Origin of the sequence: Sphingomonas pseudosanguinis (genome assembly GCF_052056765.1) — a bacterium.
Taxonomy (GTDB): domain Bacteria; phylum Pseudomonadota; class Alphaproteobacteria; order Sphingomonadales; family Sphingomonadaceae; genus Sphingomonas; species Sphingomonas pseudosanguinis.
Genome location: NZ_CP189888.1, coordinates 2,135,409 through 2,158,927, shown reverse-complemented (window position 1 = coordinate 2,158,927; position 23,519 = coordinate 2,135,409). Strand labels below are relative to the sequence as shown.

The 23,519-nt window shown below is 68.1% G+C and carries 21 protein-coding genes; 15 read left to right on the top strand and 6 right to left on the bottom strand.

Annotated elements, in window-relative coordinates; genetic code table 11:
- Nucleotides 1-383: 383 nt before the first annotated feature.
- The 12 genes from ACQHGV_RS09755 (at nt 384) to ACQHGV_RS09700 (ending at nt 16,037) form a co-directional block, all read left to right on the top strand.
- Nucleotides 384-1,883: an AMP-binding protein gene (locus ACQHGV_RS09755; protein ID WP_440978041.1), complete on the top strand. Its 1,500-nt coding sequence runs from the start codon at nt 384-386 to the stop codon at nt 1,881-1,883.
- On the top strand, nt 1,880-3,094 hold the full coding sequence (locus tag ACQHGV_RS09750; protein ID WP_440978040.1) for a pyridoxal-dependent decarboxylase, exosortase A system-associated: 1,215 nt from the start codon (nt 1,880-1,882) through the stop codon (nt 3,092-3,094). The genes ACQHGV_RS09755 and ACQHGV_RS09750 overlap by 4 nt, the downstream gene beginning before the upstream one ends.
- Nucleotides 3,095-3,212: 118 nt before the next feature.
- A complete protein-coding gene (locus ACQHGV_RS09745) occupies nt 3,213-3,851 on the top strand; it encodes an XrtA/PEP-CTERM system exopolysaccharide export protein (RefSeq protein WP_409792238.1) in 639 nt (212 codons plus the stop codon).
- Nucleotides 3,852-3,866: 15 nt separating this feature from the next.
- Complete coding sequence (locus tag ACQHGV_RS09740) at nt 3,867-5,375, top strand: XrtA system polysaccharide chain length determinant (protein WP_440978039.1); 1,509 nt, start codon at nt 3,867-3,869, stop codon at nt 5,373-5,375.
- 62 nt (nt 5,376-5,437) lie between these two features.
- Nucleotides 5,438-6,523, top strand: coding sequence for an AAA family ATPase (locus tag ACQHGV_RS09735; RefSeq protein WP_440978038.1), 1,086 nt, complete (start codon nt 5,438-5,440; stop codon nt 6,521-6,523).
- 2 nt (nt 6,524-6,525) lie between these two features.
- Nucleotides 6,526-8,226: a hypothetical protein gene (locus tag ACQHGV_RS09730; RefSeq protein WP_440978037.1), complete on the top strand. Its 1,701-nt coding sequence runs from the start codon at nt 6,526-6,528 to the stop codon at nt 8,224-8,226.
- A 19-nt stretch (nt 8,227-8,245) separates the two neighbouring features.
- Nucleotides 8,246-9,604, top strand: a complete 1,359-nt coding sequence (locus ACQHGV_RS09725; RefSeq protein ID WP_440978036.1) for an ExeA family protein — start codon at nt 8,246-8,248, stop codon at nt 9,602-9,604.
- Nucleotides 9,594-10,460 carry an XrtA system polysaccharide deacetylase gene (locus tag ACQHGV_RS09720; protein ID WP_440978035.1) on the top strand — a complete coding sequence of 289 codons (867 nt, stop codon included), beginning with the start codon at nt 9,594-9,596 and terminating at the stop codon, nt 10,458-10,460. The genes ACQHGV_RS09725 and ACQHGV_RS09720 overlap by 11 nt, the downstream gene beginning before the upstream one ends.
- A complete protein-coding gene (locus ACQHGV_RS09715; RefSeq protein ID WP_440978034.1) occupies nt 10,457-11,494 on the top strand; it encodes a FemAB family XrtA/PEP-CTERM system-associated protein in 1,038 nt (345 codons plus the stop codon). The genes ACQHGV_RS09720 and ACQHGV_RS09715 overlap by 4 nt, the downstream gene beginning before the upstream one ends.
- Nucleotides 11,491-12,645: a TIGR03087 family PEP-CTERM/XrtA system glycosyltransferase gene (locus ACQHGV_RS09710; RefSeq protein ID WP_440978033.1), complete on the top strand. Its 1,155-nt coding sequence runs from the start codon at nt 11,491-11,493 to the stop codon at nt 12,643-12,645. The genes ACQHGV_RS09715 and ACQHGV_RS09710 overlap by 4 nt, the downstream gene beginning before the upstream one ends.
- On the top strand, nt 12,642-14,147 hold the full coding sequence (gene xrtA, locus ACQHGV_RS09705) for an exosortase A (protein WP_440978032.1): 1,506 nt from the start codon (nt 12,642-12,644) through the stop codon (nt 14,145-14,147). The genes ACQHGV_RS09710 and xrtA overlap by 4 nt, the downstream gene beginning before the upstream one ends.
- A gap of 6 nt (nt 14,148-14,153) precedes the next feature.
- The gene (locus tag ACQHGV_RS09700) at nt 14,154-16,037 is read left to right on the top strand and encodes an XrtA/PEP-CTERM system amidotransferase (protein ID WP_440978031.1); all 1,884 of its coding nucleotides are present in this window, start codon (nt 14,154-14,156) and stop codon (nt 16,035-16,037) included.
- Nucleotides 16,038-16,454: 417 nt separating this feature from the next.
- On the opposite strand, the gene ACQHGV_RS09695 is transcribed toward ACQHGV_RS09700, so the two are convergent.
- The 4 genes from ACQHGV_RS09695 to ACQHGV_RS09680 form a co-directional block, all read right to left on the bottom strand.
- Nucleotides 16,455-17,441 carry an alpha/beta hydrolase gene (locus ACQHGV_RS09695; protein WP_440978030.1) on the bottom strand — a complete coding sequence of 329 codons (987 nt, stop codon included), beginning with the start codon at nt 17,439-17,441 and terminating at the stop codon, nt 16,455-16,457.
- Between the two features lie 115 nt (nt 17,442-17,556).
- A complete protein-coding gene (locus ACQHGV_RS09690) occupies nt 17,557-17,703 on the bottom strand; it encodes a hypothetical protein (RefSeq protein WP_183952067.1) in 147 nt (48 codons plus the stop codon).
- A complete protein-coding gene (locus ACQHGV_RS09685) occupies nt 17,703-18,752 on the bottom strand; it encodes a 1,9-bis(guanidino)-5-aza-nonane synthase (protein WP_183952068.1) in 1,050 nt (349 codons plus the stop codon). Before ACQHGV_RS09685 ends, ACQHGV_RS09690 begins: the two co-directional genes overlap by 1 nt.
- A gap of 186 nt (nt 18,753-18,938) precedes the next feature.
- Nucleotides 18,939-20,174, bottom strand: coding sequence for a type III PLP-dependent enzyme (locus ACQHGV_RS09680; RefSeq protein WP_440978029.1), 1,236 nt, complete (start codon nt 20,172-20,174; stop codon nt 18,939-18,941).
- A 195-nt stretch (nt 20,175-20,369) separates the two neighbouring features.
- Between ACQHGV_RS09680 and ACQHGV_RS09675 the strand changes: the two genes are divergently transcribed.
- The 3 genes from ACQHGV_RS09675 to mtgA all read left to right on the top strand — a co-directional run bounded on the left by ACQHGV_RS09675 (nt 20,370) and on the right by mtgA (nt 22,340).
- Nucleotides 20,370-21,278: a threonine ammonia-lyase gene (locus ACQHGV_RS09675; RefSeq protein WP_440980186.1), complete on the top strand. Its 909-nt coding sequence runs from the start codon at nt 20,370-20,372 to the stop codon at nt 21,276-21,278.
- Complete coding sequence (locus ACQHGV_RS09670; protein WP_440978028.1) at nt 21,278-21,442, top strand: hypothetical protein; 165 nt, start codon at nt 21,278-21,280, stop codon at nt 21,440-21,442. The genes ACQHGV_RS09675 and ACQHGV_RS09670 overlap by 1 nt, the downstream gene beginning before the upstream one ends.
- A 223-nt stretch (nt 21,443-21,665) precedes the next feature.
- Nucleotides 21,666-22,340, top strand: a complete 675-nt coding sequence (mtgA, locus tag ACQHGV_RS09665; protein WP_440978027.1) for a monofunctional biosynthetic peptidoglycan transglycosylase — start codon at nt 21,666-21,668, stop codon at nt 22,338-22,340.
- A 527-nt stretch (nt 22,341-22,867) separates the two neighbouring features.
- On the opposite strand, the gene ACQHGV_RS09660 is transcribed toward mtgA, so the two are convergent.
- Both ACQHGV_RS09660 and ACQHGV_RS09655 read right to left on the bottom strand, forming a co-directional pair.
- Nucleotides 22,868-23,122, bottom strand: coding sequence for a hypothetical protein (locus ACQHGV_RS09660; protein WP_076716850.1), 255 nt, complete (start codon nt 23,120-23,122; stop codon nt 22,868-22,870).
- 73 nt (nt 23,123-23,195) lie between these two features.
- A complete protein-coding gene (locus ACQHGV_RS09655; protein ID WP_440978026.1) occupies nt 23,196-23,519 on the bottom strand; it encodes a YbaB/EbfC family nucleoid-associated protein in 324 nt (107 codons plus the stop codon).

Here is a 23,519-nt window from a genome sequence, read left to right as displayed (position 1 = left end):
GGCTTGTGGCATTCCTGCGGTCAGGAGTCCCAAGCCCTCCCCCAGCCCCTCCCGCCTGCGGGAGGGGGGTAGAAGGGGACGCGTTTCAGCTCAGCAAAGCCCCCTCCCGCAGGCGGGAGGGGGTTGGGGGAGGGGACGCGCTATGTTGCTGTGCCCAGGATAAGGTTGGGTAGGATTTGGGGGCTTGTGGCATTCCTGCAGTCAGGAGTCCCAAGCCCTCCCCCAGCCCGTCCCGCCTGCGGGAGGGGAGTAGAAGGGCGCGCGTCTCGGCTCTGCAAAGCCCCCTCCCGCAGGCGGGAGGGGGGTTGGGGGAGGGCTTGGCCGCATGCGGACCCCGTATGTCCCATTCCCTCGGCTCGACTTTCTACAACCCCCGGCTGTAGATGATCGCTATGTCCCCCGAACCCGTCGCCCTGCCCATCGACCATGCCTTACGCGGTGCCCCCGATGCGCCGGCGCTGCTGGACCGCGACGGCGGGCTGAGCTTCGCCGAGGCCGAGGAACGGGTCGCGCGGCTGGCGGGGTGGCTGGCCGGACAGGGGTTCGAACCCGGCGCGCGGGTGGCGAGCTGGCTGCCCAAGACGCGGATCGCCGCGCTGATGCCGCTGGCGGCACCGCGCGCGGGGCTGGTCCATGTGCCGATCAATCCGCTGCTGAAGCGCGCGCAGGTGGCGCATATCCTGGCCGATAGCGGCGCGGTGATGCTGTTGACCCACGCCCCCCGTGCCGCCACGCTGGAGCCGGGCGACGTGCCGGCGGACATGCGGCTGGAGGTCGAGGCAGGGGAGGGCGATGCGTTGCCCCGGTCGCAGGCCGATCCCGATACGCTGGCGGCGATCCTTTATACCTCGGGGTCGACGGGACGGCCCAAGGGGGTGATGCTCAGCCACGCCAATCTGTGGCTCGGGGCGGTGTCGGTGGCGCATTATCTGCGGCTGACTCTGGATGACCGGGTGCTGGGCGTGCTGCCCTTCAGCTTCGATTATGGCCAGAACCAGCTTTTCTCGACCTGGGTCGCCGGGGGCGCGGTCGCGCCGCTCGACTATCTGACGCCGCGTGACGTGGTGAAGGCGGTCGCGCGGCACGGCGCGACGACGCTGGCCGGCGTGCCGCCGCTCTGGACGCAGCTGCTGGCCACGGGCTGGCCCGAAGAGGCGGTCGCGCCGATCCGACGGCTGACCAATTCGGGCGGCGCGCTGACCCCCTCGCTGGTCCGGGGCCTGCGCACGCGTTTCCCCGCGGCCGATCTCTACGCCATGTATGGGCTGACCGAGGCGTTTCGTTCGACCTATCTCGATCCTGCGCTGATCGACGCCAATCCTGACGCGATCGGTGGCGCCATTCCCTTTGCCGAGATCATGGTGCTGCGCCCCGATGGCAGCCCGGCGGTTGCGGGCGAGCCGGGGGAGCTGGTCCATGCCGGGCCGCTGGTCGCGCAGGGTTATTGGCGCGATGCCGATCGGACCGCGCAGCGCTTTCGCCCCGCGCCGGGGCATGACCGGGCGGTATGGTCGGGGGACAAAGTCGTGCTGGGCGCGGACGGACTGCTCCGCTTCGTCGGGCGCGATGACGAGATGATCAAGGTCGCCGGCAACCGGATCAGTCCACAGGAGATCGAGGAAGCCGCATTGTCGGGCGGCGAAGCGCGCGAGGCGGTGGCGATCGGCGTGCCCGACCCGGTGCAGGGGCAGACGATCGTGCTGGTGCTGGCGGGCGATGCCGCATCGGAGCCGGCGCTGCGCATGCGCCTGAAGGCCGAGCTTCCCAATTTCATGCAGCCCGCGCGGATCGTTTGGCACGACGAACTGCCGCGCAACGCCAATGGCAAGCTGGACCGCAGCGGCCTGCGCCGTACGGTTCTGGATAAGGATATGACGGCATGAAGCCGATGGGCCCCATCCCCCCCGAATTCGCCGCGCAGCAGGGTGCGCTGGTCATCGGCGGGCGGAGCGCCACTGACTGGATGAAGGGGCGCGACGGGCCGTTGTTCGTCTATGATCCCGCCATCGTCGCGGCGCGGGTAGCGCGGTTTCGGGCGGCCTTTCCGACGATCGACCTTCATTATGCGATCAAGGCCAATCCCTTTCCGCCGTTGCTCGCTGCGATGGCGGCGATGGTCGACGGCTTCGATGTCGCATCGGCGGGCGAGCTGGCGAAGGTGGCGGACCTCGGCCGGCCGGTCAGCTTCGCCGGGCCGGGCAAGCGCGATGCCGAACTGACCGCCGCGATCACGGCGGGGATCACGCTGAACCTGGAGTCGGAGGGCGAAGCGAGGCGCGCGCTGGCCATCGCCGATCGGCTGGGGCGGACACCGCGCCTGGCGGTGCGGGTCAACCCGGATGTGGAGTTGCGCGGGTCGGGGATGAAGATGGGCGGCCGGCCATCGCCCTTCGGCATCGATGCCGAGCGGGTGCCGGCACTGGTCCGCGACCTGATCGCGGCCGGCGCGGACTGGCGCGGCTTTCATATCTATGCCGGCAGCCAGGCGCTCGATCCGCAGGCGATCATCGATACGCAAGCCGCCACCATCGCGCTCGCCGCGCGCCTTGCCGAGGCGGCGGGGCAGGCGCCGCCGCTGGTCAATCTGGGTGGCGGCTTCGGCATTCCCTATTTCGCCGGCGACACAGCCCTCGACATCGAGCGGGTCGGGGCGGCGCTGACCGAGGCGCTGGATGCGCGAGCCGCGATCTTGCGCGACACGCGCTTCGCGATCGAACTTGGCCGCTGGCTGGTGGCGGAGGCGGGCGTCTATCTGGCGCATGTCGTCGACATCAAGGACAGCGGCGGCGAGCGGTTCGCGATCCTCGACGGCGGGCTCAACCACCAGCTGGCGGCCAGCGGTAATTTCGGCACGGTCGTGCGGCGCAACTATCCGCTGGCGCTGGCGCATGCGATGGGTGCGGCGGCGGACCAGACGCTGTCGGTCGTCGGCCCGCTCTGCACCCCCCTCGACCGGCTGGGCGACCGCATCGCGCTGCCCCGTCCCGATATGGGCGACATCGTCGCGATCTTTCTGGCGGGAGCCTATGGAGCCAGTGCCAGCCCTGCGGCGTTTCTGGGGCACGGGCCGGCCGACGAAGTGCTGGCCCGATGAAATATCGGCAGCGTCTACCGGGGCATAACCCTATGTTCACCTCTTGGACGGCATAGCGACGCTGCGCAATTTGCCTTGTCGCCCCGGCCGGGGTGCAGGGTTCAGGAGTAACGTTCGCATGGCATCCTTCGCCCGCCCCCTCTTGATCGCAGGGCTCGCCGCCTCGACGCTGACCGCCTGTTCGACCGCGAAAAGCGGCCCCGAACTGCCGCCGGCGGGCTATGTCGCCAAGAAGGACGTGCCGGGTGAAGAATATGTCATCGGCCCGCTCGACCAGCTGAACATCTTCGTCTGGCGCAATCCCGACCTGTCGGCCAAGGTGCAGGTGCGCCCCGATGGCCGTATCACCACGCCCCTGGTCAACGACATGCCGGCGGTGGGCAAGACGCCCGCGATGCTGGCCGACGACATGAAGAAGGCGCTGTCGGAATATGTCTCCAACCCGATTGTGTCGGTGATCGTCGAGAATTTTGCCGGCACCTACAGCCAGCAGGTGCGCATCGTCGGCGCGACCGAGCGGCCCGCCTCGATCCCCTATCGCGCCAATATGACGCTGCTCGACGCGATGATCGCGGTCGGCGGGTTGAACCAATATGCGGCGGGCAACAAGGCCAAGCTGGTCCGCACCGAGCGCGACACCGGCAAGCAGCGCGAATATGCGCTCCAGATCAACGACCTGCTGCGCAAGGGCGATTCGAAGGCGAATGTCCGGCTGGAACCCGGTGACGTCATCATCATCCCCGAGTCGATGTTCTAAGGGGGGTCGGCGCGCGTGTCCGCCATTCAGGACGAAATCCGCATTGCGATCCATGCGATCTGGACCCGGCGCTGGCTGGCGCTGGCGGTCGCCTGGGCCGTGTGCATCCTGGGCTGGCTGTTCGTGTCGCAGATCCCCAGCCGATACGAATCGACCGCGCGCATCGCGGTGCAGACCTCGCAGCTTTTGCCCGACGGCATGGGCAGCGGCCCCAATGCCCAGATGCAATCGGTCGATCAGGTCCGCCAGACGCTGATCTCGGCGATCAACCTGCAAAAGGTGGTGCGCGGCACTGATCTGGCCGCCACGGTATCGACCGATGCCGATGTCGCCGCGCGCGTCGCCGGGCTGGCCCAGTCGATCAAGATCGAGAACCAGCAGGACACGATCTTCAAGCTGACCGTCACGCAAGGGAGCCCCAAGCTGGCGCAGCAGGTGGCGCAGAAGCTAATCGACATCTTCGTCGAATCCAATCTGGTCGGCGATCGCAACACCACCAGCCAGAGCCTGAGCTTCCTCGACCGCCAGCTCGACGAGCGGCAGAAGCAGTTGCAGGCGGCGGAGGCCAAGCGCGCGCAATATCAGAACCAGTTCATGGGCGGCCTGCCGGGCAGCGGTTCGGTCGCGGACCGCATCGGGCTGGCGCGCTCGCAGATGGCGCAGGTGGACAGCGACCTCGCCGCCGCCCAGTCGAGCGTGGCGGCGGTGCAGGGACAGCTGGCGGCGACGCCGCGCACCGTGGCGGAGGGCGGCGGCAGCGTCGGTCCAGCCCGCGCCCGACTGGCGACGCTGCAGGGGCAACTGGCCGATGCGCGTGCGCGGGGCTTCACCGACAATCACCCCGATGTGATCGCCCTCAAGAGCCAGCTGGGCGCGGCGCAGGCGGCGGCCAGGGCGGAAGGCTCCGGCGGCGGCGCGGGCGGACAGCCCAATCCGCTCTATATGTCGCTACAGTCGATGGCGGCGGAAAAGCAGGCGCAGCTCGCCAGTCTGAAGGTGCGCAAGGCGCAGTTGCAGGGCGACCTCGACCGGCTGAACGCGAGCCTGTCGACCAACCCGGAGACGGCGGCGCAGCAGGGTGCGATCGACCGCGACTATCAGGTGCTGAAGGACAGCTATGACCAGTTGCTGCGCCAGCGCGAGCAGGTGGCGCTGCGCGGACAGGCGCAGAACCAGACGGACTCGATGCGCTTCTCGGTCATCGATCCGCCGACCTATCCGCGCGCGCCGACCGCGCCCAACCGCATCCTGTTGCTGACCGGCGTGTTTCTCGCCGGGCTGGGGCTGGGCGTGGGCAGCGCTTTCGCCCTGTCCAAGCTGCGCCAGACCTTCACCACCGCCCAGTCGCTCCAGCGGACGATGGGGATGCCGGTGATCGGATCGATCGGCGAAGTCGTCACCCGTGCGCAGGCCGAGGTGCGCGCGAGCCGGCTGAAACTGTTCCTGGGTGGGACGGCGGCGCTTGCCGCGGCCTATGGGATGGTCCTGGGTATCGAGCTATTGCAACGGGGTATGGCGGCGTGAGCAACAGCGTGAAACCTCCCAGACCCCGCCGGGAACCGTCGCTGCTCGAACGGGCGGCCAATGTGTACGACTTCCAGGCCTATGTCCGTGCGCCCGCGCCCGTCGAGGAACCGCGCCCGGCGCCGGTCGAACAGGCCGCGCCGATTGCCGAACCGGTCGCCGCACCCGCCGCGCCGCCGCCCGTCGCGACGGCTCCGGTCGAGCAACCCGCTCCCATCGCGCCGCCCGAGGCCGTGGCCCCCTTCGTCGCGCCTGCGATGTCCGAGCCGGCCTGGACCCCGCCGGGCTTGATCGAAGAGGACGACGCCGCCGCGCCGGCGGTGGCCGAACCCGCGCTGGCGGGCATTCCGGCGGAGTTCCTGGCGCAGCCGGGCGACGATGATTTTCTCGCCAGCGAATATAATCCGGGGTTCAGCGATGTCGCGACCGTCGACCGCGCGCTGCTCGCGGAAAACGGCATGATCGTGCCCGGCGCGCCAATCGGCCCGCTCGCCGAGGAGTTCCGGCTGGTCAAGCGCCAGCTGATCATCACCAGCCAGCGGCTGATCGAGACGGGCGACGCCGACAAGGCGCGCACCGTCCTGATCTGCTCGGCGCGGCCGCAGGACGGCAAGACCTTCTGCTCGGTCAATCTCGCTTTGTCGTTGGCGGCGGAGCGCGATACCGAGGTGCTGCTGGTCGATGCCGATGTCGCCAAGCCCGACGTGCTCGCCCGGCTTGGCCTGGCCGAGGGGCCGGGGCTGCTCGACGCGCTCGACGACAGCAATATCGATGTCGAGGATCTGGTGATCCGCACCGATGTGCCGCATCTGTCGGTGCTGGCCTGCGGCACGCGCAAGGCGAGCGATACCGAACTGCTCGCCTCGGCACGCACCCGCACAGTCCTGCAGCGGCTGTTGTCGGCCAATCCGCGCCGGCTGGTCATCTTCGACTCGCCGCCCGCGCTGGCGGCGTCGCCCGCCTCGGTACTGGCGATGCTGGCGGGGCAGGTGATGATGGTCGTACGCGCCGACAAGACGCCCGAAAGCGAGGTGACCGCCGCGATCAACCTGCTCGACGCGTGCGAGCATATCCAGCTGGTGCTCAACAGCGTCGCCTTCGTGCCGGGCAGCCGGCGCTTCGGCTATTATGGTAAGGATGTCGGCTGAGCATGGTGGCGCGGCCGATCCTGACGGGCTGTCTGGGGCTGGCGATGCTGCCGGCCGCGGCCTTTGCCCAAACGCAGGACCTGCCGCCGCCGTCGGGCGTTGCACCCGGTGCGGGCAATGCGCCGCCCGCCGGTTCGGCACCCGCGCCGGCCGCCGATGGCCCCGACCGACCCCGTGCGCGCGTGTCGCCCTATATCGAGGTGGGTCAGCTGTTCAGCGCCGATCTGAACGGCGGCGACTCGGTGACCTTCACCACGCTGGCGGCGGGCGTCAACGCGCAGGTCGACACCGCGCGGGCGCAGGGGCAGGTCAGCTATCGCTACGAACATCGCATCGCGTGGAATGACGGCTATGGCGGCGGCGACGTGCATAGCGGCCTGGCGCGCGGGCTGTATCGCATCACGCCCGAACTGAGCATCGACGGCGGCGCGCTGGCGACGCGGACGCGATCCGATATTCGCGGGGCCGCACCGGGCGTGCTGGTCGGCAATCCGGGCAATATCTCGCAGCTCTACTCCGCTTATGTCGGCCCCGTCCTGCGCACCCGTGCCGGGCCGGTGCAGCTGCTGGCCAATTACCGGCTGGGCTATACCCGCGCGGAGACGCCGGGGCTGGGTGGGCTCGCCCCGGATCAGCCCCGGCTCGACTATTTCAGCGACAGCTGGAACCACATGGCGACGGTCAACGCCTCGACGCGTCCCGGCACCATCCTGCCCGTCGGCCTGAGCGCCAGCGGCCTCTACGAGCGCGACGACGCCCGCCAGTTGGCGCAGCGTTACGAGGGCTGGTTCGCGCGCGGCGACGTGCTCTATCCCGTCTCGCCGTACGTCGCGCTGACCGCCGGTGTCGGTTATGAACGGATCGAGAGCAGCCAGCGCGATGCGGCGGTCGATGCGGCGGGACGCCCGCTGGTCGACAGCAGCGGCCGCTTCGTGATCGCGCCCGACAGCCCACGCCGCATCGCCTATCGCACCGACGGCGTCTATTACGACGCGGGCGTCATCTGGCGGCCCAATCGCCGCACTTCGGTCGAGGGGCATATCGGCGAACGCTACGGCTCGCTCAGCATCACCGGCACCGCGCAATATGAGGCGGCGCGCGGCGTCTTCTTTCGCGCCTCGGTCTATGACGGTATCCAGACGTTCGGCCGGCAGATGCGCAACGGCCTGTCGGGGCTGCCCACCCAGTTCGTCGAGACGCGCGACGCCTTTTCGCAGCAGTTCAACGGCTGCGTCTTCTCGACCAGCGGGGCGACGCCGGGCGGGTGCCTGAACGACGTGCTGCAATCGGTGCAGACCGCCGTTTACCGGGCGCGCGGCGTGGATGCGACGCTGACCATGGCGCGGGGCCGCTCCACGCTGGGCTTCGGACTGGGCTATAGCAACCGCCGGCTGTTCGCGCCCGACGCCGCGCCGGGGCTGATCGTCGGTGGGGCCGATGACGAAAGCTGGTACGCGCAGATTTTCTTCGGACGGTCGTTAAGTCGTGACTCGGGGCTTAACGTGAATGGCTTCGTTAACTATTATGCCAGTAGGTTGGCGGGCGCCGAGGACGTGGTATCGGTTGGCACGACGGCCAGCTATTTCCACAACTTCGGTCGGCTGGGAACAACCGCGTCGGTTGGATTGTACCACTTCTCGGTCGGGGACCTGACCAACGCCCTGTCGGCGCAGGCCCTGATCGCCGCACGGTATCAATTCTGACCGGCCGAAAGGCACGATAATGTACGAGACCCATTTCGGTCTGGGCGAACGCCCGTTTCAGCTGACCCCGGACCCGCGTTTCTGGTTCGAGACGGCGACGCATGGCAAGGCAATGGCCTATCTGGGCTATGGCCTGGCGCAGGGTGAGGGCTTCATCGTCATCACCGGCGATGTCGGCGCGGGCAAGACGACGCTGGTCGGCCATCTGGTCGAGACGCTCGACACGCGCCGCGTCCGCGTGCTCCACATCGTGTCGACCGCGATCGATCCGGATGACCTGCTGCGCGTGGTCGCCGGGCAGCTGGGCGTCGATGCGCAGGGCCTGTCCAAGGCCGCGCTGCTGGCCGCAACCGAGCGCGCGCTGAACGGCGTCGCGCGCGAGGGCCGCCGTGTGCTGCTGATCGTCGACGAGGCGCAGGCGCTGCCGCTCGCCTCGCTCGAAGAGCTGCGCATGCTCTCCAATTTCCAGGCGGGCGGCCATGCGCTGCTTCAAATCCTGCTGGTCGGCCAGCCCGAGTTTCGCGACCGCCTGCTGGGCTCGGGCGCGGTCGAGCAGCTGCGCCAGCGGGTCATCGCCATCCATCACCTCGACCCGATGGACCCGGAGGAAGTCCCCGATTACATCGCGCACCGCCTGGCGGTAGCGGGCTGGACGGGGCGTCCCGACTTCGCCGCCGACGCGTTCGATGCGCTCTACGATGCCTCGGGCGGTGTGCCGCGTCGGCTGAACGTGCTGGCCGGCCGCGTGCTGCTCCAGGCGGCGATCGAGGGTGTCGAGCTGATCGGGCAGGATACGGTGCGCAGCGTCGCCGCCGACATGGCCGCCGATATGGGGGCGGACCGGATCACCTCGTCGCAACCCGAATCGCAGGCCGATCCGATCATCACCCGCGTCGCGCCGATCGCCGCCCCGGCCTCCTATGACCCGCCGGTCTTTGGTGCCGGCACGCTGGGCGCGCTGAACGGCACGGCGGCGGGTATCGCCGCGACGGCGGGCACGCTTCGCTCCGGCCTGTATGCCAATGGCCATGCCGCGCCCGAGCCGATCGTCCGCGCGGCCGGCATGGACACCGAACGCGGGGCGCACCGCGTCGTGGCCCCACCGCCCGCGCCCGAACCCGTCTCGCTGCGTCCGATGGCGCCGTCCGCACCCGAACAGGTCGAACCGGCCAAGCCCGCCGAACCGGCTCAGCCGAGCGCGACCGCCGCCTTGGAGGACCGCGTCGCCCGGCTCGAAGCCCGTCTGGAGCAGCAGGAGGCGGCGCTGCGCCGTGTCCTGACCCTGCTGGTCGACTGGACCGACCAGGACGATCGTGGCGAGGCCAAGCAGGAAGGCGCGACCATCCGCCCGGCAGGAGCGTGGGGCCATGCCGCCTGAGCCAAAGGCGGCCGCGCCCCTGAACGGCATGTCGGTCGATGTCGAGGAGTGGTTCCAGGTCGGCGCGTTCGAGAAGACGATCGACAAGGCGGATTGGGACCGGCTGGACAGCCGGGTCGAGGCCAATACCGATGCGGTGCTGTCGCTGTTCGCCGAGACGGGCACGCGCGCGACCTTCTTCACGCTCGGTTGGGTCGCGCATCGCCATCCCGGCCTGATCCGGCGCATCGTCGCGGCCGGGCATGAGATGGCCAGCCATGGCTGGGACCATCAGCGCGTCTTCACCATGACCGCCGACCAGTTCCGCGCCGACCTCGCCCGCGCCAAGGCGGCGATCGAGGATGCCGGCGGGCAGGCAGTGACCGGTTATCGCGCGCCCAGCTTCTCGATCGACAAGCGCACGCCCTGGGCGCATCCGGTGCTGGCCGAGGCGGGCTATCGCTATTCGTCCAGCGTCGCGCCGTTGCGGCACGACCATTATGGCTGGGCGGAATCGCCGCGTTACGCCTGGCGGCCGCTCGCCGATGCCGATCTGATCGAATTGCCGGTGACGGTGGCTGAGTGGGGCAAGCGACGGCTGGCGACCGGCGGCGGCTTTTTCCGCATGCTGCCCGCCAAGCTGACCGATGTCGCGGTCGGGCAGGTCAATCGCGACCGGCACGGCGCGATCTTCTATTTCCACCCCTGGGAGGTCGATCCAGACCAGCCGCGCGTCGCCGATGCGCCGCTGCGCTCCAAGCTCCGGCATTACAGCCGGCTGGGGGCGATGGCGGGCAAGCTGCGCGGGCTGCTCGGCCGGCATGACTGGGGCCGGGTGGATGCGGTCGCGGCCGAGGAAGCGGCGCGGCTCGCATGACCGCACCGGACTTGGCCGTCCGCGTCGCCGATCTGGGGCGCGGGGATGAGCGCGTGCGGATCGATGCCTTCGTCCGGTCGGCCGAGGCGGGCACGCCCTTTCATCTGACCGGCTGGCTGTTGGCGGGCGCGGCGGGATGCGGGCAGAAGGCGCATTATCTCGTCGCCGAGCGGCTGGACGGGACGATCGCCGGGGTCCTGCCGCTGAGCGAAATCCGCTCGCCTTTGTTCGGCGCGGCGATGGTTTCGACCGGGTTCGGCGTCGATGGCGGCGTGCTGGGCGAGGGCGCGGACCTGCTGGCGGAAGTCGCTTGGCAGTCGGCGCGCGCGCGCGGGATCGAGTCGGTCGAGTTGCGCGGCGGTCCGGCCCCAGGCGGCTGGGCGGTCGATACCGACAGCTATCTGGGCTTCGTCCGCCCGATCGCGAGCGATGACGAAGCTGAACTGAAGGCGATCCCGCGCAAGCAACGCGCCGAGGTGCGCAAGGCGCTCGCCAACGAGCTGACCGTCGAGACCGGATCGAGCGACGCGATGCTCACCGAGCATTACCGCATCTATGCCGAGTCCGTCCGCAACCTGGGCACCCCGGTCTTTCCGGCCAGGCTGTTTCGCGAGGCGGTGGCGCGGCTCGACGCCGATGTGCTGACCGTGCGGCATCAGGGCCGGGAGGTGGCGAGCGTGTTGAGCCTCTATCACGCTGGCACCGTCTATCCCTATTGGGGCGGCGGCACCCAGGCCGCACGGGGCCTGCGCGCCAACGACCTGATGTACTTCGCGCTGATGCGCCATGCCCGTGCGCGCGGTTGCCGCAGTTTCGATTTCGGCCGGTCCAAGGTCGGCACCGGCGCGGCCGCGTTCAAGAAGAATTGGGGGTTCGAGGGGCAGCCGCTGGCCTATGCCAGCCGCAGCGTGCACGGACCGCGCGCGATCAACCCGCTGAACCCCAAATATGCGCTGATGATCGCGGTGTGGAAACGCCTGCCGGTCTGGGCGGCGAAGCTGGCCGGGCCACCGATCGCACGGGGCCTGGGGTGAGGGACCTGCTGTTCCTGGCGCACCGCGTGCCGTTCCCGCCCGATCGTGGCGACAAGATTCGCAGCTACCACATCCTCCGCCATCTCAGCCGCGACTGGAGCGTGCACCTGTGCACCTTTGGCGAGAGCGAGGCGGACCTCGATCCGCCCGCCGCCTTCACCGATCTGCTGGCCGGTTGCCATATCATCCGCCGGTCCAAATCGACCCCGGTCGCCGCGCTTCAGGCGCTGGCGACGGGCGCCCCCGTATCGCTTACCGCCTTCGCCCATCCCGCCATGACGAAAGCCGTGCGGACCGTGCGACGGCAGGGTGTGGCGGCGGCCTACATCTTTTCCGGTCAGATGGCGCAATATGCCGGCGAGGAACCGACGATCATGGACATGGTCGATGTCGACTCCGCCAAGTTCGCCGCGCTCGCCGAGCGTGCCGCTGGCCCCAAGCGAATCATGCTGGCCCGCGAAGCGCGGCTGCTCGGCGGTTTCGAGCGTCGCGTGGCGGCCGGCATGGCCGCGACCCTGTTCGTCAGCGAGGCGGAGGCCGCCCTGTTCCGCGCCGGTGGCGGCGAAGGTCGGATCGTCGCGGTCGAGAACGGTATCGATGCCGCCGTCCATGACCCTGCCCTCGTCACCCCCGTCGCCAAGGCGGGGCCGCTGATCGTCTTCACCGGGCAGATGGATTATCAGCCCAATATCGACGCGGTGACGCATTTCGCCAAAGCCATATTGCCGCTGGTCCGCGAGGCGCATCCCGCCACGCGCTTCGCGATCGTCGGCCGCGCGCCGATGCCGGCTGTGCGCCGGTTGGCGGGTGAGGCGGTGATCGTCACCGGCGAGGTGCCCGACACGCGGATATGGCTGGCCGCCGCCGCCGTCTGCGTCGCCCCGCTGATGCTGGCGCGTGGTATCCAGAACAAGGTGTTGGAGGCGATGGCCATGGCGCGGCCGATCGTCGCCTCGCGCGCGGCGGCCGAGGGGATTGATCATGGCGGCACCATCGCGGTCGCGGACGGCGACCACGATTTCGCCGACAAGGTCATCGCCGCGCTGTCCGGCCCCGCCGCCAATCCGGCGGCGCGTGCGCAAGTGCTTGACCGCTATGACTGGAACGCGAGACTGGCACCGCTCGACCAGCTGTTGAAGGATATTGCGTGACTGTGGGGGATCGGATGCGGCCGGGACGCTGGCCCTATCATCTGGCGCTGCTTGGCACGGCGGCGGCGCTGATCCTCGCCCTGTTCTGGCGCGACGTCACCCATCTGGTCGAGATTTGGTGGACCAGCACGACCTATGGCCATTGCCTGTTCATCGGCCCGGTCGTCGGCTGGCTGGTGTGGCAGCGGCGGCCCGAACTGTCGAAGCTGACGCCCGCCGCCTGGTGGCCCGGACTGATCCTGGTCGCGGCCGGCGGGTTCCTGTGGCTGTTGGGCGAGTCCGCGACCGTGGCGCTCGTCCGGCAGATGGGGCTGGTCGCGACGCTGGAGGGGCTGGTCGTCACGCTGCTGGGGCCGATGGTCGCGCGCGGGCTGCTCTTCCCGCTGGTCTATGCCTGGTTCCTGGTGCCGTTCGGGGCGGAGCTGGAAAAGCCGTTGCAGCAGATCACCGTCGCCATCGTCATGCCGCTGCTCGACTGGAGCGGCATCCCGGCGTCGGCGGACGGCGTCCTGATCCATGCCGGCCGCTATTGGTTCGAGGTGGCGGAGGCCTGTTCGGGGTCGAAGTTCGTGCTCGCGATGATCGCCTTTGCCGCGCTCGTCGCCAATCTCTGCTTCCGGTCGCCCTGGCGGCGCGCGATCTTCATGATCGTGTCGGTGATCGTGCCGATCCTCGCCAATGGCGTCCGCGCCTGGGGCACGATCTTCGCCGCCGACCTGACCTCGATCGAGGTGGCGGGGGGCGTCGACCATATCATCTTCGGCTGGGTGTTCTTCGCGTTAGTGATGGCGGCGGTGCTGGCGATCGGCTGGCAGTTTTTCGATCGTTCGCCCGATGATCCCGCCTTCGACCCCGCCAAATTGTCGGCCACGCCCGGGCATCGCATCGACCCGCTGTTGGCGGCTGTACTCGCGCTCGCGATCACCGCCGTCTTCCCGAGCTGGAGCGGCTATGCCGGCAGCCGCGCGGCGTTGCTGCCCGCGCAGATGGCGCTGCCCGACGTGCCCGGCTGGACCCCGGCGCAGCAGCGCAGCAACTGGGCGCCGCATTATCCGGGTGCCGATGCGACCATGCTGCGCACCTATACGGACGGGCAGGGGCATCAGGTCGATCTGGCGGTCGCCGTCTTCTCCCGCCAGCGCGAGGGCGGCAAGCTTGGCGCGTTCGGCACGGGCGTGTTGCAGGAGGATGATCGGTGGATACGCGTCGCCGATCTCGGGCCGATCGCCGGGGGCGGCGCGATGCGGATGATCACGACCGGACCGCTCGGCCAGTCGATGCAGCGCGATGTTGCGACCTGGTATCGGATCGGCGATAGCCTGACGCCCAATATGCGACAGGTGAAGATCGAGACGATGAAGGCCCGGTTGCTGGGCCAGCGCCAGATGGCGGTCGCGGTGCATGTGTCGAGCGAGGGCGACGACCCGCAGGCGATCGAGGCCTTCGTCCGCGCGCTGGGGCCGATCGATCGCTTCGCCGACCGCCTGACCGGGCGGCGCTGACGCCGTATGTGCGGCATCGCCGGCCTGTTCCATCCCGCCACGCCCAAGCCGGTCGATCCCGCCCGGCTGCGCGCGATGATCGGCGTACAGGCGCATCGCGGACCCGACGGGCAGGGGGTGTGGACCGCGCCGGGTGTCGGCTTCGCCCATGCCCGGCTGTCGATCATCGATGTCGCCGGATCGCCCCAGCCGATGGTCGATGGCGAGGTCGCGGTCTGCTTCAACGGCGAGATCTATAATTACCGTGCCCTGCGCGACGAATTGCGCGAGCGCGGCGCGGTCTTCCACACCGATGGCGATACCGAGGTGCTGCTGCACGGCTGGCGCCATTGGGGGCCGGCGATGCTCGACCGGCTGGTCGGCATGTTCGCCTTCGCCGTGCATGATGCCAGGGCGGGCAAGCTGTTCCTGGCGCGTGACCGGCTGGGGGTGAAGCCGCTTCACTGGGCCGAACTGCCCGATGGCGCGATCGCCTTCGCGTCCGAGATGAAGGGTATCCTCGCCCATCCGCTGTTCCGGCGGCGGCCCGATATTCGCGCGGTCGAGGATTATCTGGCGCTGGGCTATGTCCCCGACGACGCCAGCATCGTCGCGGGCGTGCACAAGCTGCCCGCCGGGCATTTCCTGCTGATCGAGCGGGGTCGGTCGATCCCCCGGCCCCGGCAATGGTGGGACGTTGATTTCTCCGAGCGCGAGAGCGGTTCGGCGGCGACGCTGGGCGAGGGGCTGCTCGCCCATATGCGCGCGGGCGTCACCAGCCGCATGGTCGCCGACGTGCCGCTGGGCGCGTTCCTGTCGGGCGGGGTCGATAGTTCGGGCGTCGTCGCGCTGATGGCGGAGGCGTCCCCGCGCGCCGTGCGGACCTGCACCATCGGCTTCGAAGAGGCGGGGCATGACGAGCGCGGCTATGCCCGCACCATCGCGCAGCGTTTCGCCACCGATCATGTCGAGCGGGTCGTCCGCGCCGACGATTTCGCGCTGATCGACACGCTGGTCGGCCAGTTCGACGAGCCCTTTGCCGATGCCTCGGCACTCGCCACCTATCGGCTGTGCCAGCTGGCGCGCGAGCATGTCGCCGTGGCGCTGTCGGGTGACGGCGCGGACGAGGCGTTGGCGGGCTATCGCCGTCATGTCTTCCATGCGGGCGAGGAGCGGGTGCGGGGGCTGTTCCCGGCAGAGCTGCGTGGTCGTCTGTTCGGCACGCTGGGGCGCTATTACCCCAAGGCCGACTGGGCGCCGCGTCCCTTGCGCGCGAAGACGACCCTGCTGGCGCTGGGGATGGACGGGGCGGAGGCCTATGCCCGCGCGGTCGGCGTCACCAGCCCGGAATGGCGCGCGCGACTGTTCTCGGCCGAGGCGCGCTCGGCGCTGGGCGGGCACCGGGCGGAGGATCGCTATGTCGCCGCCATGCGGGACGCGCCCGCGCGCGATGCCATCGACCGTGCGCAATATGCCGATCTGAAGATCTGGCTGCCCGGCGACATCCTGACCAAGACCGACCGCACCTCGATGGCGGTAGGGCTGGAGGCGCGCGAGCCGCTGCTCGACCATCGGCTGGTACAATATGCCGCGCGCCTGCCCGCCGCGATGCGGGTGCGGGGCGGGCAGGGCAAATGGCTGATGAAGAAGGCGCTCGAGCCCTATCTGCCGCGCGACATCCTGTACCGGCCGAAAATGGGGTTCGTCACACCGATCAGCGCGTGGTTCCGGGGGGCTTTGGCGGATGAGGCCGCAAGCCTGTCGCAATCGGGACTGCTGCGCGAGACGGGCTGGTTCGAGCTGGCCGAATTGGGCCGTTTAGCCGCGGACCACCGCGCCGGGCGGGCGGATCACGGCCGAACGCTGTGGCAGATGCTGATGCTGGAGCGGAGTTTGAAGCGGCTGTTTTGAGGTCGTGGCCGGCCGCGCTGCCCTCGACCCTCGTTCGCACTGAGCGAAGTCGAAGCGTAGGCCCTGCGGTGGCCGTCTCGCGTGGCCTTCGACTGCGCTCAGGCTGAACGGGGCGAGGGAGTGTGGTGCTGGCGGGGGCGGATGTTCTCCATGTGCGAGCAATGCTCATTCCCCGGCCTCCGTTCGCGCTGAGTGAAGTCGAAGCGTATGCCCTGTGGTGGCCGTCTCGCGTGGCCTTCGACTACGCTCAGGCTGAACGGAGCGGTGGAGGGGGCACGGGTAGAGGCGGATGTTCTCGACGCGCGAGCAACGCTTACTCCCCAACCTCCGTTCACGCTGAGCGAAGTCGAAGCGCACGCCGTGTCATGCCGTCTGGCGTAAGCCGAGCAAAGCGAAGCCGCCGCCGCGCCCCGGCGATCACCCCTTCAACGTCTGCGCGATCCAGCGGTCGAACAGGTCGGGCCACAGTCGTGCCGGCGATCCTTCGGGCGCGCTCATTGCGCCGAAGCCGTGGCCGCCGCGCTCGAAGAAATGCGCCTCGACCGGCACCTTGGCCGCACGCGCCTGGGTCAGGACGTCGATCGACTGGTCGAGCGGGACCAGCCCGTCATCTACGGCATGGACCAGGAATAGCGGCGGCGTGCTCGCGCCGATCCGGCGTGGCGTGTCGTAGCGTGCCTTCGTCGCCGCGTCCGGATTGGGGCCGAGCAGATTGTCGCGCGATCCCGAATGGGTGCTCGGCGTCGACAGGCTGGCGACGGGATAGACCAGCCCTGAGAAGCGTGGCTTGGCCGATTGTCGGTCGGCGGCGTCGACGGGCGTATAGACCGCGTCTTCATATCCCACGGTCAGCGAAGCGGCGAGGTGACCGCCGGCCGAGAAGCCGACAATGCCCAGATTTGCAGGATCGATACCATAGCGGCCGGCATTGGCGCGGATCAGCCGCATTGCGCGCTGCGCATCCTGGAGCGGGACGTCCGCCTGCCGGTCCCAGCCTTCGGAGGGCAGGCGATAGGAGAGCGCGAAGACGGTGATCCCGTGCGGGTTGAGCGTCCTGGCGACGTCGATCCCCTCATTCTGGATCGACACGAACCCATAGCCGCCGCCGGGAATGGTCAGCACCGCTCGGCCATCGGGACGTTCGGGGCGGAAGACCGCGACGATCGGATTGGCGGTGCCACGCAGCCACAATTCCTGGCGTCCTGCGGGGCCGTTCATCGACGGGTTCGGCGTGGGCAGCTTGGCGCGCGCACCCGGCGGACGGCCGGGCCAGAGCGGAAAATGCTCGGCGGGCGGCCAGGGCGTCATGGCGGCGGGCGTCGCCTGCCCGGCGGCCTTGGCCGTCGCATGGGCGGTGAGCGGCACGGTGGCCATCGCCCCCAGCAACGTGCGTCGATCGATCATGGCATCCCTCTCCTCAGCGCATGGGAGCGCTCATCCCCCACGAAACTGCCGGGGCGGGAGAGGGGGAGCAAGCAAAAAGAAAAGGGGCGGAAACCTTGCGGTTCCGCCCCCGATCTCAATGGCCGTATTTCTTGATCCCACGTCGACGCAGCTTCTCGCGCTTGCGGCGACGGCTATACGGGATTGCGAAGGCCAGCCCGGCAACCAGGACGAAGCCGATGATCACATAGGCCAGCTGTTCGCGTTCAAGAAATTCCAGCATTAGTCGAAAATCGCTCCCCAACGACGCTTCACGCGCTCCCGCCAGTGGCCGCGATGATAGGCGTCCGAGGCGAGCAGCGGCATCACCGAACCCGCTTCCGCGAACACCATCTGCTCGAGCGCGGTATCGACCTTGCCCCAGCTCGCCGCTTCCTTGAGCGTCGAGGACGAGCAGGCACCGTCACGAACATCGGCCACCGTGATCTGCACCGCGTATTTGTGCATTTCGACGTCGTCATGGCCCAGGATCTCGGCACAGACAACCGTGTCCTGGATGAAATTCTTCGGCACGCCGCCGCCGATCATCAGAAGGCCGGTGGTGCCCGCCTTGATCTTGATGTCGGTCAGTTCGCGGAAGTCGGCAATGGCATCGAGCACCATGTAAGGCTTGCCTTCCTTGGCGCGCTCGACCTGATGCTTGACCAGACCGAAGCCGGCCGACGAGTCGACGAACGCCGGGCAGAAGATCGGCACGTCATGCTCATAGGCGAGCTTGACGAGGCTGTTTTCCTTCTTGCCGTGCTCGGCGAGATACTTGCCCATCTCGCGGATGAAGGCGCGGCTCGAATAGGCCTTGGGCTCCAGCGAGTCCGCGATCTTGCCGATCGTGTGGTCGCAGTCCTGCAACTGCTCTTCGTCGATATAGGTGTCGTAGATGCGGTCGATGTAGAGCGAACGCAGCGTGTTGTCGTCCGGCACTTCCAGCGCCTGGTAATGCTTGTGACCCAGGCCTTCGAAGAAATCCATGTCGACGATCGACGCGCCGGTCGCGACGACGCCGTCGATCATGTTCGAGCGCAGCAGTTCGGCATAGAGGTCCATGCAGCCGCCGGCCGAGGTCGAACCCGCGATGACGAGGAAGATCGAGCAGTCCTTGTCGGCCAGCATCTGGTTATAGATGCCGGTCGCGCGCGCCAGGTCGCGGCTGGTGAAGCTCATCTTGCCCATCGAATCGATGATCGGGCGGGCGTCGAACTTGGTGATGTCGATATGCTCGACCACGCTGGAGAGCAGCTCGGCCTTGCGGTTGTCGTTGATCGTGTCGGTCATGATGGTTCCATCATCATCGAGAAGCCGTCGTCGTTATTGGGGACGCGGTAACCCGGCTGGCCCGGTCCTGCGGCCAAGCGCGGGAACGGGTATGGGAAGGGGCCTTATCGCGGTCGAAACCGCAATGCCACCCCATTCCCCTCCCGCCGGAGCGGGAGGGTTATGAAGATTGCTAGTGACGCTGGGTTACAGCTTGACGACGTTCGCGGTGCGGACCTGCTCGGCCTCGTCGCGGTAGACCGACAGCATCGGCTCATCGTCGGTCACGACGAACTCGTGACAGGAAAAGCCGTTGAACTGCGTCCGCATCGCCTGGCCGTACGCGCCCAGCATCCCGATCTCGAAATAATCGCCGGTATTCGTGTCCGCGGGCAGCGGGAACGGACCCTGCATGAAATCGAGATCGTCGCAGGTCGGGCCCCAGAAGCTGAAGTCCATGTCGCGCGCGTCGGAATCCGGCTCACGCAGCAGCTGGACCGGATACTTCCACCCGATATGCGCCGCATCGAACAGCGCGCCGTATGCGCCGTCGTTGATGTACAGCTCGTTGCCGCGGCGACGCTCGACGCGCACCACGACCGATGAATATTCGGCACACAGCGCCCGACCCGGCTCGGCCCAGAGTTCGGCCGAATAGGACACCGGCAGGCTCTCGAACGCGCGGTGGATCGTCTCGAAGAAACGCTCCAGCGGCGGCGGGGTCATGCCCGGATAGGCCGAAGGGAAGCCGCCGCCGACATCGATCACGTCGACCGTGACCGCCGCCGCGACGATCGCCGCACGCACCCGCTCCATCGCCGCCGAATAGGCGTCGGGGGTCATGGTCTGGCTGCCGACATGGAAGCAGATGCCGAGCGCATCGGCGACCTGGCGGGTCGCGATCAGCAGGTCCTTCGACTCTTCCAAGCTGACGCCGAACTTCGATCCCAGGCTCAGCTTGGCATATTCCGACGACACGCGCATGCGGACGCACAGGGTCAGGTCGGTCGCGCCGTTCGTGGCGCGGACGATCTTCTCCAGCTCTTCCAGGCAGTCGAGCGAAAAGGTGCGGACGCCGTGCGTGAAATAGGCCTCGGCGATCGCCTCTTCCGACTTCACCGGATGCATGAAGCAGCAGACGGCCTGCGGGGCGACCGACTTCACCAGACGAACTTCCGCGATCGAAGCGGTGTCGAAATGGGTGATGCCATTGTCCCACAGGATCTGGATCAGATCCGCAGACGGATTCGCCTTCACCGCATACATCGGCCGGCCCGGAAACTTCTCGACGAAGAATCGGGCGGCGCGCGCAGCGGCGTGCGGGCGAAGCAGCGTGACCGGATCAGCCGGACGACGCTTGGCGATGTCGATGCCGCGCTCCAGATTGGAGGGGACGGCGGTCGAGTGGGCAGCTAGCCCCAGCGCGCGATGATTCTGGTGCAACTCAAGGGACCTCCAATTGCCTGACGGCATACGGTGACAAAAAGCTGCCTTGCGGTTGGAAGTCCCATGGGGCAGCGGAGGCGCGAAATAGGGTCCGCTTTTTCGATTGTAAAGCGGTAGAAGGGGCGTCGGAGATAAAAAGTGACAATCTTAAGACAGCCGACAAAAGCGGGGGTCCGCGACGCCGCCGAAAAGATCGCCCGCATCCTGCCGCCGAGCCCGATATTTCCCTTGTCGATCAAGGGGAAGAGGGTGGTTTTCAAGGCCGAGAACCTGCAGCCGGTCGGGGCCTTCAAATTGCGCGGGGCATGGCACCGATTAACCGCGTTGGACGAGGTTTCGCGGGCGCGAGGCGTCGTCGCCTTCTCCTCGGGCAATCATGCGCAGGGAATCGCCTGGGCCGCACGCCGACTGGGTATCGCCGCGACCATCGTCATGCCGGCCGACGCGCCGCCCTCCAAACGCGAAGGCACGCTCGCACTGGGGGCGGAGATCGTCGATTATGACCGCGCGACGCAGAGCCGCGAGTTGATCGCACGGCAACTCGCCGAAGCACGGGGCGCGACGCTGGTACCCAGCTTCGACGACCCCTGGGTGATCGAGGGACAGGGATCGGCGGGGATCGAGGCGGCGGCGCAGATGGCCGCGCTCGGCCTGCCGGCACCGGGCCATGTGGTGACGCCGTGCGGTGGCGGCGGCCTGGCGGCGGGGCTGACGCTGGCGCTGCCCGATGCGCGGATCACCGTGGTCGAGCCCGAAGGCTGGGACGATATGCGTCGCTCGCTGGAGGCGGGGTGGATCGAGCCGGTGGGCGACAATCCGCCACCGACCGCCTGCGATTCTCTCCAGACGACGCGCGTGTCGCCGCTGACCTTCGAGGTGCTGGCGCGGCGCGGGGCGGAGGGCGTCGCGGTCAGCGAGGCCGAGGTTGCGACGGCGCAGCGTTTCGCCGCCGATCGGCTGCGGCTGGTGGTCGAACCCGGCGGCGCGGTGGCGCTGGCCGCGTTGCTGGCGGGCAAGGTCGCGGCGGAGGACGGCATGCTCGTGCTGCTGTCGGGCGGCAATGTCGACCGCGCCGCCTATGCGCGCGTGCTGGCGGGCTGATGGAGGCGATCGCCCAGGCCGCGCCGGGGATCGCGATGCTGGCGGCCTTCGCCTGCGTCGCGGGTGGCGTGGCGACGATCCGGCGCGGGGATCGGCGCAAGGGTGTGCTGATGCTGGTGATGGCGGTCGTGCTGGTCGGCAATGTGCTGATCTGGACGTTGTAGCGTTCCGTCCTTTTAGGTTCCGTTCCCCGGCGAAGGCCGGGGCCCAGTTCCTTTGTCGTTCGGGGTGCGCGATTTGTCGGAGGCAGATGTTGCGTGCCAGGAGGCTTCGACGCCGTGCCGATTCTCCTACCCACCACATAGCAACTGGACCCCGGCCTTCGCCGGGGAACAGGGAATTTTGCGGTCCGTGACCTCCACCACAAACCCCGCTAAAGCCCCGCGCATGTTCCGCATCGCTCGCTGGGCCATGAAGGCCGTGCTCGCCTTTGTCATTTTCAGTGTCGTGTGGGTCGGCATCTATCGCTTCGTGCCGCCGCCCATTACCTTCACCATGCTGGGCGATGTGATCGGCGGGCATGGCGTGACCAAGGACTGGATGCCGCTGTCCGAGATGGACCCCGACATGGCGCGCGCCGCCATCGCCGGCGAGGATGCGCGTTTCTGCTCGCATAATGGATTCGATTTCCAGGCGATGGCCAGCGCCGCCTATCGCAACGCCAAGGGCGGCCGGATTCGCGGTGGTTCGACGATCAGCCAGCAGACCGCGAAGAACGCCTTCCTGTTCCAGAATGGCGGCTATGTCCGCAAAGCCTTCGAGGCCTGGTTCACATTCCTGATCGAGACGCTGTGGGGCAAGCGGCGGATCATGGAGGTCTATCTCAACATCGCCGAGACGGGGATCGGCACCTATGGCGCCAATGCCGGGGCGATGCGCTATTTCGGGCATGACGCCTCCCGACTGTCGCCCACCGAAGCGGCGCGGATCGCGGCGGTGCTGCCGCTGCCCAAGAAGCGCGAGGCGGTGGCGCCGACCGGGTTCGTCCGGCGGCATGGCAATGTCATTGCGCGCTATGTCGGGGTCGTTCGGCGGCAGGGGTTGGATAGTTGTATTCGGTAGGGTGGGGGCTCGGTGAGACACCGTTCCCTCCCCCATCCCCTCCCGCCTGCGGGAGGGGCGTGCCTGGTGCGATCTGGTGGTCTTAAAACGTATCGAATGGCGCTTGTCATCTGACAGGAACACGCCCCTCCCGCAGGCGGGAGGGGATGGGGGAGGGCGGTTGCCACGCGCTGCGAGGCTTCTCGCTTGACCCCACATCGCACCACAATCGAACTACTCCCAGACCCGTGCGGTGATTTTCGTATATCGCCCCCGCGTTGTCGCCTGCCTCACCCGCGCAAACTGGGAGGGGCGGGCACAACCTGCGCGGCAGTCACATTTCGGGCAGTAAACAACCGTGCGGCATTCAGGCCATCCATAGTTCTATGCTTTTGACGAAACTGGCGCATCAGTTACGGAGCCGGGCGCGATCCGCTGACGTTCGGCCGAAAAACCCCACCACCGCTGATCGACCCCGACGCAGCGGCCAATCCCCCCGCCATCACCACCAGCCGGACGCAGATCAGCCCGGCCGGTGGCAAGTCACCTTATTTCGCGTCGCCGGAAATCGCGTCACCGGCCTTCTTGGCGGTATCCCCGACGCTCTTGGCAGCGGAGGTCACGGCTGCGTCACGGCGGTTTTCCGCGCCGCCCCGGCTGAACAGGTAGAAGCCGCCCACCAGCACCGCGATCAGCAGGACGATGGCGATCGCCATGCCGCCACCGCCGCCGCTGCGACGCTCGATCACCGTGGTGTGCGGCTGCTGATTGCCATAGGTTTCGGTAACGCGTTCATCGGCCATGACATTCCCTCCTTTATTGATGGGGAGAGCAACGCCATGGCTGCCATGTCGTTCCCGAAACGACGGGACCGGATCAGAAGGGCAGCTTGAAGCCCGGCGGCAGCGGCAGGCCGCTGGTCATCTTCGACATCTCGCTGCCCGAGGCGGCATCCGCCTTGGCCCGCGCATCGTTGATCGCGGCGGCGAGCAGGTCCTCCAGCATGCCCTTTTCCGACGGCTGCATCAGCGAGTCGTCGATGGTGATGCCGATGATCCGGCCCTTGGCCGACGCCTTGACCTTCACCAGACCGCCGCCGGAGACGCCTTCGACCTCGATATTGTCGAGATTGGCCTGCGCCTTTTCCAACTCGTTCTGGACGTTCTGGGCCATCGCCAGGATTTCGTCGAGATTCTTCAC